At 42.8% G+C, this 14,162-nt stretch carries 15 protein-coding genes; 5 read left to right on the top strand and 10 right to left on the bottom strand.

Features of this window, described 5'->3' with window-relative positions; genetic code table 11:
* Positions 1-156: 156 nt before the first annotated feature.
* The 4 genes from FFR60_RS05465 to FFR60_RS05480 all read left to right on the top strand — a co-directional run bounded on the left by FFR60_RS05465 (position 157) and on the right by FFR60_RS05480 (position 3,775).
* The gene (locus FFR60_RS05465; protein ID WP_171004875.1) at positions 157-1,173 is read left to right on the top strand and encodes a WxLIP family cell surface protein; all 1,017 of its coding nucleotides are present in this window, start codon (positions 157-159) and stop codon (positions 1,171-1,173) included.
* 246 nt (positions 1,174-1,419) lie between these two features.
* Positions 1,420-1,944, top strand: coding sequence for a PadR family transcriptional regulator (locus tag FFR60_RS05470; RefSeq protein ID WP_088933090.1), 525 nt, complete (start codon positions 1,420-1,422; stop codon positions 1,942-1,944).
* A gap of 426 nt (positions 1,945-2,370) precedes the next feature.
* A complete protein-coding gene (locus tag FFR60_RS05475) occupies positions 2,371-2,991 on the top strand; it encodes a TetR/AcrR family transcriptional regulator (protein WP_137663372.1) in 621 nt (206 codons plus the stop codon).
* Positions 2,992-2,995: 4 nt separating this feature from the next.
* Entirely contained in the window at positions 2,996-3,775 is a 780-nt protein-coding gene (locus tag FFR60_RS05480; protein WP_137663373.1) for a M23 family metallopeptidase, read from the top strand.
* Positions 3,776-4,007: 232 nt separating this feature from the next.
* Here the strand turns inward: FFR60_RS05480 and FFR60_RS05485 are convergent, their stop codons facing one another.
* Positions 4,008-4,391, bottom strand: a complete 384-nt coding sequence (locus FFR60_RS05485) for a hypothetical protein (protein WP_088933093.1) — start codon at positions 4,389-4,391, stop codon at positions 4,008-4,010.
* A gap of 277 nt (positions 4,392-4,668) precedes the next feature.
* Between FFR60_RS05485 and FFR60_RS05490 the strand changes: the two genes are divergently transcribed.
* Positions 4,669-5,082 carry a GNAT family N-acetyltransferase gene (locus tag FFR60_RS05490; protein ID WP_137663508.1) on the top strand — a complete coding sequence of 138 codons (414 nt, stop codon included), beginning with the start codon at positions 4,669-4,671 and terminating at the stop codon, positions 5,080-5,082.
* A gap of 41 nt (positions 5,083-5,123) precedes the next feature.
* Here FFR60_RS05490 and FFR60_RS05495 read toward each other — a convergent pair whose 3' ends face one another.
* From FFR60_RS05495 to FFR60_RS05535, 9 genes are all read right to left on the bottom strand, one after another.
* Complete coding sequence (locus FFR60_RS05495) at positions 5,124-5,732, bottom strand: DUF3267 domain-containing protein (RefSeq protein ID WP_171004876.1); 609 nt, start codon at positions 5,730-5,732, stop codon at positions 5,124-5,126.
* Positions 5,722-5,943 (bottom strand): hypothetical protein, encoded by a 222-nt coding sequence (locus tag FFR60_RS05500; RefSeq protein WP_137663375.1) that lies wholly within the window; start codon positions 5,941-5,943, stop codon positions 5,722-5,724. Before FFR60_RS05500 ends, FFR60_RS05495 begins: the two co-directional genes overlap by 11 nt.
* A 457-nt stretch (positions 5,944-6,400) precedes the next feature.
* Positions 6,401-6,715, bottom strand: coding sequence for a PTS sugar transporter subunit IIB (locus FFR60_RS05505; RefSeq protein ID WP_137663376.1), 315 nt, complete (start codon positions 6,713-6,715; stop codon positions 6,401-6,403).
* Positions 6,716-6,733: 18 nt separating this feature from the next.
* A complete protein-coding gene (locus FFR60_RS05510; protein ID WP_088933096.1) occupies positions 6,734-8,329 on the bottom strand; it encodes a solute:sodium symporter family transporter in 1,596 nt (531 codons plus the stop codon).
* 22 nt (positions 8,330-8,351) lie between these two features.
* Positions 8,352-9,242 (bottom strand): myo-inosose-2 dehydratase, encoded by an 891-nt coding sequence (gene iolE, locus FFR60_RS05515; protein ID WP_137663377.1) that lies wholly within the window; start codon positions 9,240-9,242, stop codon positions 8,352-8,354.
* Positions 9,243-9,258: 16 nt separating this feature from the next.
* Positions 9,259-10,284 carry an inositol 2-dehydrogenase gene (iolG, locus tag FFR60_RS05520; protein ID WP_137663378.1) on the bottom strand — a complete coding sequence of 342 codons (1,026 nt, stop codon included), beginning with the start codon at positions 10,282-10,284 and terminating at the stop codon, positions 9,259-9,261.
* A 23-nt stretch (positions 10,285-10,307) separates the two neighbouring features.
* Positions 10,308-11,315: a Gfo/Idh/MocA family protein gene (locus FFR60_RS05525; RefSeq protein ID WP_137663379.1), complete on the bottom strand. Its 1,008-nt coding sequence runs from the start codon at positions 11,313-11,315 to the stop codon at positions 10,308-10,310.
* Between the two features lie 112 nt (positions 11,316-11,427).
* The gene (locus FFR60_RS05530) at positions 11,428-12,588 is read right to left on the bottom strand and encodes an iron-containing alcohol dehydrogenase (protein ID WP_137663380.1); all 1,161 of its coding nucleotides are present in this window, start codon (positions 12,586-12,588) and stop codon (positions 11,428-11,430) included.
* Positions 12,589-12,663: 75 nt separating this feature from the next.
* Positions 12,664-14,118, bottom strand: a complete 1,455-nt coding sequence (locus FFR60_RS05535; RefSeq protein WP_137663381.1) for a CoA-acylating methylmalonate-semialdehyde dehydrogenase — start codon at positions 14,116-14,118, stop codon at positions 12,664-12,666.
* Positions 14,119-14,162: the final 44 nt, after the last annotated feature.

Raw genomic sequence — 14,162 nt, forward strand, 5'->3', positions numbered from 1 at the left:
AGGATGGAATCCCGTCAGCAGCCTCGCCTACTGTGAAGGCGGCTATAGACTGTCAGACCATGGTTCCTTCCTTTGATCTATAGATATAGGGGAATAAGAAAAGAGAGAGACTCTTCCATTACGCGAAAAAATACAATTGAAGTAAAGGGGCTGAAAATGCTGAAGAAACGATCGAAATCATTTATACGAGGCGTGTTCCTCGTTTTAGCTCTTTCATTTTTACCAATTGTCGCTCATGGAGAGTCGTTGGATACCTTCGATGCAGTGATCCATCCATCGGAGCAGCAAATTGATAAGGATCAGCTTTATTATGATTTGCAGTACCAGCCCAATGCTGCCGAACGCCTGACGGTGACCCTGACCAATCGGACAGATCAGCCGCTCAAGCTGAAAGCATCATTCAATCGAGCAGTCACCAACAGTTTGGGAGTCGTGGAATACTCGGGGATGAATAAAGATGAGAGTAATTTCGGACCCAACATCACCGACTACGTCAAACTAAGTGACCAAGAAATCGAATTAGCTGGCAATCAATCAAAGGATATTTACTTAGCTGTAAAAATGCCGGAAAAAGAATTTGAGGGAATCTTAGCCGGCGGTTTATATCTAGAGCAAGCAGCCTCTGGAAAAGTCGATGGGAATATCAGAAATGTGTTTTCGCGAGAGATCGCAGTCTTGCTGCAAAATAAGACTGACGAGGTAAAACCCGTTCTGAAAATTACCAAGGCCAAAGCCGTCCAAGCCAACAGCCGCAATGCAATAAACGTGACTGTTGACAACGAAAAAGCGGCCTATGTCAAAGACGCCGCACTTGAGTATCAAGTCGAAAAGGATGGCAAAACGATTGCCAAAGACAAAAAAGAAAAGTTAACACTAGCACCAAGTTCACGCATGCCCTACCTGATCCAAATGAACAATACAGAATTTTCACCGGGTACTTATACCGTCAAAATGACGATCCGTGCCGGTGATCAAAAATGGACCGGTCATCCGACCTTCACCATTGATCGAAAAAAAGCCGCAGATTACAACGCGAACGACGTTTCGATCAAAAAGAAAACAACGAATCCTTGGATCTGGGTCGGACTTGCTGTGATCCTCATTCTGCTAGCCATCGTGATCTTCATGTATAACAGAAACAGGAACTTGAAGAAGAAGTTAGATGGGAAATAATAAACTAAGCCAGTGCTTCGATCAAGAAGCACTGGCTTTTTTGCGTAATTAACAGTTGATAATAAGAACTATGACCTGCTTCAACACACTCCTTATTCGTCACGAGCTTAATTTTACTGCTGAATGAAGCGTACTCATTTAGCTTGACCACCCCCTTAAAACAAACTACTATAACAGATAGTAGTATATCAGCTATCACTTGTACATATAGTATACAAAAAACATGATAGGAAGAAGGTTTTACTGATGCGAACGATTGACTTGATTGTATTAGGTATCCTAAAAAAAGAGTCGCTAAGCGCCTATGATATCCAGAAATTGGTGGAATACCAGAACATCTCCCAATGGGTAAAAGTCAGCACGCCTACGATCTATAAAAAGATGCTGCAATTAGAAAAGCAAGGCTATGTTAAAAGCACCGCGAAAAAGAATGGCAAGATGCCGGAGAAAGCTGTCTATTCTTTAACAAAAAAAGGAAAGACCGAATTCGAAAAGTTAATGCTGGGGATCGCCGCTCGTCCCATCAATATTTTCCTAGACTTCAACGCTGTCATCCTTAATCTGGATAGTCTAGCCCCAGCTGATCAAAAAGCCTGCATCAGTATTATCGAAGCCAATGTTAAAAAGATGACGACCCAATTACAGGACAGTCTTGCTGACAATCCCAATTCAACAAACCTGCCGGCCACAGGTAAAGCCGTGATGCAGCAGCAGTTGTTCTTATTTGAAGCGATCGAAAAATGGATCAAAAGTGTGCGGGAAGGTTTTTGAGCGCTGGCTCTTTGAAAGGAGTATCTATGCTAAATAAAGAAAGCATCACCAAAAGTTCTCTGCCTAAAGTCAGGCAGGACTACATCGTCGTAGCTCCCCATCAGTTACTGCGTCCCTACATCGCCAACTACACCTTCACCAATCCCAGCACAATGTCCGAACAGCAAACGATACTGCCTACGATCAGTACAACGCTGGTTTGCACCTTTCAGGATGGTCAATTTACCGCCCGATGACAACAGTATCAGTGGTTGTGTCGAGGATAGTTTCGGCGTGACTTGGATTATTTCTGCTAGAACAAATTAGAAGCTACGTTCGGACCAATAACAAAAAAACGTTATTGGTTTTTTATTAGGATTCTGATTGACCTATCAGGTAAGTCCTGTTACACTCAGATTGACCTAATAGGTAAAGGAGTGAGCATTTTTGACTGAAATCAATACGGAAGATGCTAAGATTCAGGGAATTATCAACGCGGCGTTAAAGGAGTTTGCGCAAAGAGGATATGAAGAAGCGTCCACTAATCGAATCGCCAAAGCGGCTGGTATGTCGAAGGCCTTGATGTTTCATTATGTAAAAAGTAAAGAGGAATTACTTTTGATGCTGCTGGATTATTGCCGAAGAACGATTGCGGAGGACTATTTAAATAAGATGGATTTGCAGGAAAAGGATATTTTTACCCGCCTGCTGCAATCCTACACTTTGCAAGTTGAATTAATGAAAAAAAATCCGTGGATCTTTGACTTCACCAATTTGAAGATTGAGACAAACTCGGTGGCGATCAATCAAAAAATAGCTGCGATGGAAAAAACACAGCAGTCACTTTGTGCCGATGAGCTGTTCGCCTCCATCGATGAATCAAAATTCCGTCCAGAGCTTGATGTTGAGCGCAGCAAACAATTGATCCTTTGGGGAAATATCGGCTTCACCAACGAGATTCTTGCAGAACTGAAAAATACTGACTACGAACAAATCGATTATCAAGCGATCAGCACCAAACTGACACAATACCTCGATGATCTCAAGACCGTTTTCTACAGGCACTAATTAAATGAAGAAAAGCCTGTTCTTAGTTGGAGCGATCTTGATTTTAGCGATGATATATTCGAAGCAGCCCACGGCAAATACCCCTCTGCAGAAAGAAGGTACTACGATGGAAAAAGCTAATATAGCTATCGCGTTTCCTTTGCGCGGTGAATGGTACACCCAAACAAGCCCAGTTGATCGGGTTCCCAGTCATGGGACAGATCGTTTTGGGTTGCGATACGCCTTCGATTTTATTCAGAAGGACCAGCAAAACAGCTCTCATACTGGAAAAGCGGCAAACTATTTTTTAGGCGGCATCCCGCTAGAAAAATATTATTGTTTTGGTCAATCTGTTTTTGCGCCATTTGCCGGTGAGATTGTCACGGTGAAAAATAATAGCTCTGATGGTGAAAAGGCCTCTTGGATTCACGATCAAACGACAGCCATTCGTCACTCCCTCTTTTTCAATCCAAAGAAGGACGGCTTTGAAGCAATCGCAGGAAATTATGTCGTCATCAAACAAGCCGCGGGCATTTACGCAGCTTTTTGCCATTTGCAAAAAGCTTCGATCGAGGTTATCGAAGGCCAGTCAATCCAGCAAGGAGACTACCTTGGCGACGTTGGACATACTGGGAATTCTACCGAGCCCCACTTGCATTTTCAGTTAATGGACTCTGCAATCATCGAAGCAGCAAATGGTCTGCCCTTCGTCTTTGCAGCCTATGAAAAATACAATGGACACGCTTGGGAGCTTGTTAAAATGCAATTGCCTGCCGCAGGTGAACGGATTCGTTCCCTGGACTAAATCTATATAAACCTCAGAGTCAGTAAGCCCTGAGCGATTGAGTGATTAAGAAGTTGAAACTGATGGGATCACGCGTATTCGTGATCGGCCAAAGCTGATAGCTTACCAGAAAATTTGGTATATGGGCCGCGTCTTCTGAACAGATCGCAGCTGCTCGACACCACAGCAAATAAGCTTTTGATGTACTTTTATGCTAAAGCTATTCTTTTGACCCTGCATCAATTGATCCGTTTCAAGAACCTGCTAATCCTTCTAAGGGTTCCTTGATAAACTGCGCGAATAATTTTTTCGCTTTTTCGGCGATGAAAGAAGTTGCTGCAAATAAACGAGAAGTCAGCTGTTTCCATTCCTTCTTGTCAAAATAACTTTCAAAATAAATATAATAGCGGCGTAATGCGCGGGTTGTTTTCGTATGCAGCATGATCTTACGAACGACGTCCTTTAGGAAAAATGAAAAATCGGCCGTTCCTAGTTCGTCACGAACCTGAAGCGCTATCAAAAGCTTGATCGTTGTATCTTCATCATGGGTTTCTTCGTAATAGTTCCGAATTCGTTTTTCTAAGGTTTTTCTTTTTAGTGAAAATATTTGCTGGTGTGTTAAAAATGTTTCTGTCATAGTACTCCCTCTCTTTCTTTGTTTGTGATCACGCCTAGACTATAATCCTAAGAAATCCCTCCTGTCAAACCCCCTTTTTCTTGAAAAGGACATTTCACAAGCTCAAAGCAGGAGGATGATTGAATTCTGTCAGCAAGATTTTTATTTTTTTAATTTGCGATTAAAAAAATAAAAAATGTTAAATCTATTCACTTGCGTATCTTATTTTTTGCTTACGCTGACAAATAGCGTAGAATAACACCTATACAGTGATTCAAGGAGGAACGGTATGGACAATTTGGAGAATTATAGCATCAGAATCGATATTCCTGAAGTGGATGAATACTTGGCCCTGCGCAAGGTTTGCGGGCTGTCTGATCGCGGAAAAGATGCCAGTAAAATGGGACTAAGCAACAGTATTTATTCTGTTATCATTAGAAGAAGCACGGATCAGGAGCTTGTCGGAATGGGCAGACTGATCGGCGATGGCGGGACTGCCTATCAGATTGTTGATATTGCCGTTCATCCTAACGAGCAAGGAAAAGGACTGGCAAAAAACATCATGCAGCTATTGATGACACACATCGAAAATGAAGTTGATCCGCAAGCCTATATCAATCTGATCGCCGATTGCCCGGCAGATAATCTTTATAAGCAGTTCGGCTTTGTGGAGACCGCACCAGAGAGCTTAGGCATGTATTTGAAGCGATAAAAAAACAGGATTCCTATTTTTTAGGAATCCTGTTTTTCGTTTTATTTAGTAAATACCACAAACCCCGGCAACTCAGGATGATCGATCACTAACCCCATGCGAACAGACCGCGCACCCCAAAAGATCAGCAAATCACCGGCTGACATGAAGATGTTAAAGGCCGCCAGTAAGATCAGCTCCGTATTTGGATACAGTAACGATAAGAAATAATACCCGCCTCCCAGTATCGCAACTGGTGCCAATACACCGATTTTATAGGCTTTTGCTTCCAATGCCTCTTTACAATGACAATACGGCATCAGCTCTTTGACGTTAAAGCCAAAGCGGATACTTTTCATCCGGCTCTTGGCGTAATTCGCCCAAGCCAGCCCATGAATCAACTCATGAATCGGAAGTGACAAAAGCAATAGAAAAATGAACCTGCGAAAATTGATCTCCCAAAGAGATGTGGCATCCGCTCCCCAGCGCCAAAAATAACCAATCACCACTAATACGATAAAGGGCAGCGCCACCAGCATTCCCTGTGAGTCGGTTTCCTTTATCGAAATCGTTTTGTCCTCCTTGCGATAATTCTTTTCCTGCATTTCCTGACAAAGAGCATCAAATCGTTCGTACCTCTGATTCTTTTTCCGCCTTTTCCTAGTCTCCATAATTCTTACCCCCGTTTCCTATGTCCCCACATAGATCAACACTTTTTCTAACACCCTTTCCGTCATAATATAGGCAGAGTTCCGCTCCGTCAAAACCTAAATTCAAAAGATATTTAACAAAAATAAATTGAAGAATAAAAAAACAGCTAGAAGCAATCTTTCGATCAAGAATTCTAGCTGCTGCTTTAGTATTGTTTTCAGGATCTTCCATAAAATCAAGGGGCTCGCTAGGTCATTTTGCTTCTACTTAAATTCCTGTCATTTCCGCCAAATGAACATCTGGAACCATCGAATGTCTAACTTGCTGCAAGAAAATGGTTTTAGTGACCGCTTCTAATTCTATATAAAAACCAATCTCCCCTTACCTTTATTATAAATGATTGCTCACTTTTTCACTTGCCATATTTTTGATGATTTCGCAAAAAATTGGGTTTTAAAAAACAAGAGCGCCTCTTTTAACTCCACTCAAAAAGTCGAATAGGTACACTCATTTAAGTGTCTCCATTCGACTTTTGGGGATGAGCCGACTATTGAGGTCCGCTTACCCTATTGAATAAATACAAGATTGGGTATTTCTAATAAGTCCGCCCTTCCTATTGGGGTGATCGGGGCGAACGCGCCAACTTTCCATATACCACCTCCTCGACACTTAATAAACAAGGTTTTCGTTAGTTTTCTTCAATACTTGCAATGATGTTTTCAATATTCATATAACGAAAATCTTCTTGTTTGATAAAAATAATCTGTGCGGTACATTTTTCTCTTTTGATGATTTCTTTTACTTTCTCTTCAGAACGGGCGACCTGCGGCGTCAAAAGTAAAACGTCATAGTCTTTAAAATTTAGTTTTTCTTCGACCCTGCTTATCGGTGCATAATCTATCTCATATGATAGATTTCTTGCTCTGATCGCTTCAAGCATTTTTGATACGAGCAGCGATGCACTGATACCTGTCTCACAAATAATCAGTAGATCCTTATGCATAATATTCTCCTATCTTCTTTATCGGGCAAAGCCAATTGGTGAAAATGCCACATAGGTTAAAATAACAACAACTACCAATACAATAGCAGTCACCTTGGTGTATTTCCAAGGCTCGATATCGACTTTTGTATCGAATGAGTTCAACACAAATTCTCCATCAGGTTTCAATTTGGAAACTACCATTAAAATGATAATGTCTAAAACGAATAATGCCGTCAAAACATAGAGGAAATGGATATTTTGGAAAAACATTTTTGATAATGCGTATAACACGATATGCACAGCGATCGTCGTTTTTGCCCCAAAAGCCGTTGCTTTTTTTGAATAAAAGGCAAAGAGGATGATCACAAGCAGCGGCATATTGTATAAGCCATTGAATTCCTGAACGAACTGATACAAACCTGCTGGCGCAAAAGAAATGAATGGCGCTACGATAATAGAGATAATCCCCACAACCACTGTCACTGTTTTACCAGCCCGAGCGATTTGTTTGTCATTTGCTTTCTTATTGATAAGCGGTTTATAAAAATCCAGTGAAAACAAGGTCGATGTCGCGTTCAAAGCTCCCGCAAATGATGATAGGATCGCACCAAAGATCACAGCGGCGAAAATACCAAAGATCATTTTCGGCAATACTTCACTGACTAAAAAAGGATACGCATTATCTGGATTTGACATTAAACTATCCCCAAAAATATTCCGAGCGACGATCCCTGGAAAGACTAGGAACAACGCGCCAAAGATTTTGAAGACGCCGACCATGAACGCCCCTTTTTGTGCCTCAGCTAAATTCTTGCCGGACAACGCTTTTTGAACGATCATTTGATTGGTACACCAGAAATACAGATTGTTAAACAGCATCCCAGTAAATAAGGTCGGCCATGGAACAACAGCCGAGTCGATCGATCCCACAGAGTTAAGCAGCCATGGGGTGTTTACCACAACGTGTTCGATCCCGCCAACAAAGCTGCCGTCACCAAGCTTCATTAAGCCTAAAATTGGGACCAGCAATCCACAAACTAGCAGACCGACGCCATAAATGGAGTCACTATTGGCACTTAACGACAAGCCGCCGATCAGCAGATAGAGGATGCCGACAATACCAATTGCCATTGCTACGATTATGATCGCGACGATCGGCTGGACACCCAGCAGCTCATCAATATGGAAGATCTTATTGAACACCAGTGATCCAGAATAAAGAACCACGGGTAAGAAAGAAGTCATATAGGTCACAATAAATAAGATCGAAATAATTCGTTTGGTAACCGTATCATAACGAATCTCGATGAAATCTGAGATCGTATTGATGCCGTATTTAAAATATTTTGGCAAGAATATTACAGCCAAGGCTACGATCGCAATCGTAGCAGTTACTTCCCAGGCCATTACTTCCATCCCTGCATGATAACTTTGACCATTTTGTCCGACTATTTGTTCGGTGGACAGGTTCGTCATGATAATCGTGCCGGCGATCGGCAAAGCCGTTAAGCTTCGCCCGCCCATGAAGAAGCCTTCTGATCCAGAAGTATCGACACTTCTGGATCTAGAATAGGCAAACAACCATACACAGATGACAATCACTAGGAAACTGATTATAGAAAAAAGATTCATCGTCTAGCTCCTTTTCAATAGATTAAAGACCGGTGACCTCTCGAATGTAGCTTCTGGCTTTGACTGCATATTCAAATGGATTGGCTTTAGCCGGGTCCTGTTCTGCTTCAACTACGATCCAGCCTTCATAGTCGCTGGCATGGATTGCTGTCCAGATTGGAGTGAAATCAATCATCCCATCACCAGGAACCGTGAAGACGCCTTTCTTCACGCCGTTTAAGAAGCTGTCTTTTTCCTTTTCTACTTCTTCAGCCGTTTCTTGACGGATATCTTTAAAATGGATGTGCTTGATACGATCTTGATGACGGTTGTAAACCGCGATTGGATTTTCACCAGAAAAGACTAAATGTCCCGTATCGAACAATAATTTAACTTTCGCTGGATCAGTCATTTCCATTAAACGATCGATTTCTTCCGTTGTTTGAACGCCGGTACCCATGTGATGATGGTAAACGATCTCCATATCCTTTTCGTGGGCCAGATCCCCTAATTTTTCTAATCCTTCCGCCAGTTTTTTCCACTCTTCATCAGTGAAAACTGGTTTATCATCAAAGACTGGCGCTGTCATAATGCCTTGGATACTATGACCCTGCTCTGCTACTACGATGACTTTTGCTCCCATCGCATGTAAGAAATCCCGATGCGCTTTGAAGGCTTCGGCAGTTTCTTCAAAAGGTTTAGTTGTCAGAAACGCACTGAACCATGCGCTGGCAACCTTTAAGCCGCGAATACTCAAATATTGTTCCAACACCTCTGGATCTTTTGGATATTTGTTGCCGATCTCGGTTCCGGTGAACCCAGCAAGGGCCATTTCACTGATACATTGTTCAAAGGTATTTTCACTACCAAGCTCCGGCATATCATCATTGGTCCACGCGATTGGTGCGATGGCTAATTGAATTTGTTTGGTCATATTCTCACACTCCTGCTTATTTTTTTAGTTGTACTAAACTCTTCGTATCGAATGATTCTTGACAAGCCAACGCGATCTTAGTTGATTGCAATCCATCTTCTGCATTAACCGCTGGTTGACGTTTTTCTTGAATACATGAGATAAATTCTTGGGCTTCACGAATGAAGGCTTCTCTAAATCGTTCTGGGAAGTTTTGCGAACATGGACGGATGATCCCTTGATCGTTCATGATCGTCACAAGATTTTTCTCAGGTGCTTGCGCTACTCGCAGCATTCCTTTGGTTCCCATGATCTCTGTTTCGACATGATAGCCATGAGCTGCGTTTCTGCCGGCAACTAGTAAAGCCATTGTTTTATCACTCAAGCTCATCATTGCAGCTCCGGTCTCAAGCTCACCAGCCTGATCCAATTCTGGATACGCCGCATTTTTCCCAATCGCCCACACTTGATCGACTTCTTGGCCGGTAAACCAGCGAACCAAATCAATATCATGGATCGCCATATCCAAGAACAAGCCGCCGCTGTCGTTATTCATCGCAAATTTGACAAAGCTTTCTAAGCCTTCGCTCGGATCGATCCCATAACAACGAATCAGTGTGATTTCGCCGATTTCGCCATCTTCAACCATTTTCTTCGCATACTGATATGACTCATCATAGCGGCGCATGAAGCCTAACATGAAGACCTGATCAGGATGCTCTTCGATGACTTTTTGGGTCTTTTTAATATCTTCAACTTCTAGGCCTAATGGTTTTTCAGTAAAGACATGCTTGCCATTTTCCATCGCCAAGCGGACTTGGTCACAGTGAAAGCCTGATGGTGAAACAATAAAGACTGCATCGATCACGGAACTTTTGACCATTTCTTCATAGCTGGAAAAAGTATGCTTGACGCCTAATTTCTTCTGTGCGAATGCTAATTCTGTTTCAACTAAACTGCACGCAGCCGTAAGCTCACAACCACTGACACCCGTTGCTAAATTTTGTGCATGTACTTTTCCTAATCTTCCTAAACCGACGATGCCTACTCTAATGTTGTTCATGAAATACCTCCGTTTTCTGAGAATTACTCATTGTATAGTGCTGGTCGTTCATCCATTTGAATCATTACTTTTGTTTTTGTTTCACGAGACTCATGACAAGCCATCATGGTGATCGCTGCTACATACCCATCCCAAGCGGTAGGACCGACAACCGCATCATTTTTGATCGAATCGATCCACAGCTTGAATTCATAATCATAGGCATCCAAAAAGCGAGTCTGCCAATCTGGTGAAACAGGTGTGTAATTTTTTTCTTCTGATTTAATTCGTGTATAGGCTGGGTCCGTCATTCCTACTTCTGCCGTTTCGAAAACCACATCACATTTAATATCGTAGCCGAAGCGGCAATTCACAAAGATTTCCAAATCAATCGTTACACCGGATTTTGTTTGAAAGATCAGCAGCTGCGGATCATGCAAATCGGCATGGGAATTGCTGGTTTTCTTCGGCAAGATCATTTGAACAGATTCATAATCTTCATTTAGCAACCAGCGAAGCACATCAATCTCATGAATCGCGGTGTTGCTGATCGCCATCGGTGTCGTGTAGTTTTCATCCGCGCTAGGATTTCTATGGGCACAATGCATCATTAATGCTTCTCCGTATTGCTTCGATTCGATTGCTTCTTTCAGTTCAATGTAGCCGCGGTCATAGCGGCGCATGAAGCCAACCTGAACCAATTTCTTCCCATAAGCAACTTCCGCATCAACGATCCGGCGGCAGCCTTCCGCATCCATCGCTAATGGCTTTTCGCAGAAAACATATTTCCCATGCTTGATTGCTTCTAACACATACTGCTCATGAGTCGGGTCCCAAGAAGTCACAACAACGACATCCACATCTTCAGAAGCGATCAATGCTTCTCCGGTTTCAAAGAATTTAGCATCGACACGTTTGGCAACCTCTTTAGCGGCTTTTACATTGATATCTGAGACTGCTGTCACATAAGCCCCTTGTGTTTTCTGATTGATCCTGTCGATATGCTCGATGCCGATTGCACCTGTTCCGATAACGCCCACTTTTACTCTCAATTACTTATCCCCCTGTTCTGTTGTTTAAGCACACATAGTATGCGCTTACAAAATTATTCCTGTGTAGCTTTTATTCTTAAAAGGTAGAGCCCTCTCTTTGCTCCGCCTTTTACTACCCATAAGCTTGTACATATAATTCCTTTATTTGACTATGACTAGGCACCTTTTTATTATTTTGCGGACTTCCGCTGGCCAACGCATCCGCGGCCATTTTGTCTAAGGCTGCCATAAACGCTTGCTGATCAATACCATAATCTCGGATCGTTGGGATCGACAGCTGCTCACAGAGTTCTTGGATCTTTTTAATCAGATACTCCGCAGCCTCTTCCGTCGATAATTCTTCGGCTGCCGGATAAATAAATCTGGCGATCGTCGCTAATTCAGCCTGAATAGCATCCTTTGAGAATTCTAAAAAGACCGGCAATAACATCGCATTTGATATCCCATGAGGAATGTGAAAAAGTGCCCCCACCGGTCGACTCATTCCATGAATCAATGTGACTGACGCATTCGAAAAGGCAATCCCCGCCTCCGTTGAAGCTAAGCTCATTTGTTCTCTGGCTTCAGTGTCGTCGCCATTTTCGTATGCCTGAGAAAGCGTGTTCAAAATTTTCTTCATCGCTTCCAGTGAAAATAGTCGTGTCACCTCATTGGCTTTGACCGATACATAGGATTCCAGCGCGTGACATAAGGCATCGACTCCGGTCGCCGCGGTTACTTTCGGCGGTACAGTTTTCGTGAAATCAGAATCAACGATTGAAATCTGGGGCATGAAAACGAGATCCTTCATCATCATTTTGACTGCCGTTTTTGTATTGGTAATAACTGCCACATCGGTCACTTCCGAACCAGTTCCCGCAGTTGTTGGAACAGCAATCAGCGGAATCCCCGCTTGCAGCTGATCAAAATCCCTTACATGAATCGCCTCGAGACTTAATTGATTAGCCGCCAAAACGGCTACCACCTTGGCTGTATCCAAACAGCTGCCGCCGCCAAAAGCAATGATATGATCACATTGATATTTTTGAAACAACTTCAACGCGTCATAGACGTTTTCTTGTGTCGGTTCGGCTTGAATGTCTGTATACTCGGCTAACTGATCACTTGTTTTTCCTAACAGCTCCTTGACCTTTTGGAGATGTCCCGTTTGCTGCATAACCGTATCACTAATGATTAACGGCTTGTTGCCTAATTTTTCTGATTCTTCCATAAGAAATTGGATCGTTCCCCCGCCTATTCTTAAATTGGCAGGCATTTTCAGTTGAATATTCACAGAAAAAACCTCTTTCTGGCTAATCGCCTATATCAGAATCCTCGAAGCTCTTTGACAGAGCTTCGAAGCAAATCTTTATATCTCACTTTGTGCATAACGAGCTGTAACTACTTTTCGATGGGTATAAAATTCAACACTGTCTTTGCCATTGGCATGCAGATCGCCAAAGAAAGAGTGCTTCCAGCCCGAAAAGGCAAACCAAGCCATCGGCGCCGGTACGCCAAGATTGATTCCCAGCATTCCAGCATCAACATTTTCTCTAAAGTAGCGAATCGCCGAAGCGTTGTTGGTATACAGACACGAACCGTTCGCAAATTCAGATTCATTCGTCAGCTCAACCGCTGCCTTTAAATCTTTCACCCGCACGATTGATGCCACTGGGGCAAAAATCTCATCTTGCCAGATTTTCATATCCATCGTGACATTGTCAAAAATCGTAGGTCCAACAAAATAGCCTTTTTCTGGAATATTTTCGCGACCATCCAGCAATAGATCCGCCCCTTCATCGACCCCTTTTTGAATATAATCAAAGGTCCGCTGCTGCGCTTCTTTTCGAATGACCGGTCCTAAGAAGACCCCTTCATCCAAGCCATTGCCGATCTTGACTGCTTTTGCCGCAGCCTTAAATTTTTCAACAAACTGATCTGCGATCGCCTCTTCCAAAACGATGACAGAAGCTGCCATGCAACGTTCGCCAGCAGAACCATAAGCTCCGCCAATAAGGTCTTTGACTGCTCGATCAATGTTGGCATCCTTCAACACAACAACATGGTTTTTCGCTCCAGTCAATGCTTGTACCCGTTTCAGATTTTTTGTGCCTTCGCGGTAAACATATTCACCGACATTTTTTGACCCTACGAAGCTGATACCTTTTACTAACGGATCTTGCAACAACGTGTTAACAACATCATGAGCACCATAAACGACGTTGAAAACACCGCTTGGAAATCCTGCCTCTTCGATCAGCTCAACAATTTTTTCCATCAATAACGGCGTTTTTTCTGAAGGCTTCAGCACCACCGTATTTCCTGCCGCCAGCGCCATCGGGAAGATCCAGAAAGGCACCATCATTGGAAAATTAAACGGTGTGATCCCGCCAATTACTCCGATCGGGTAACGATAATTCGTGATCTCAATATCAGTCGCCGCTGTCGACAAGGAATCTCCCATAATTAAATTAGTGATTCCCGCTGCGTGCTCGACATTTTCGATTCCTCGCTGAACTTCTCCCAGCGACTCGGATAATGATTTCCCATTTTCCAGCGTAATCAAACGTGCCAATTCGCTCTTATGTTCTGTTAAAAGCTGATGCAGTTTGAAAAGATAACGTCCGCGAACTGGAACCGGAACTTTTTTCCAAGTTTGAAAGGCAGCATCAGCAGCTCTGACTGCTTCGGCCGTTTCTGTTTTGCTGGATAATGGTACATTCACCAGTGCTTCTTCTGTAGCCGGATTGACGACTTCTTCAAATTCTGTTGCTCGACTTGCAACCCAACGACCATCAATATAATTTCTTAAAAATCTTGTCATTCAATTTCCTCCTAAAAACCTAACTAAACTTTATGTGTCTGACA

It is taken from the genome of Enterococcus hulanensis, from assembly GCF_005405485.1.
Taxonomy (GTDB): Bacteria; Bacillota; Bacilli; order Lactobacillales; family Enterococcaceae; genus Enterococcus_A; species Enterococcus_A hulanensis.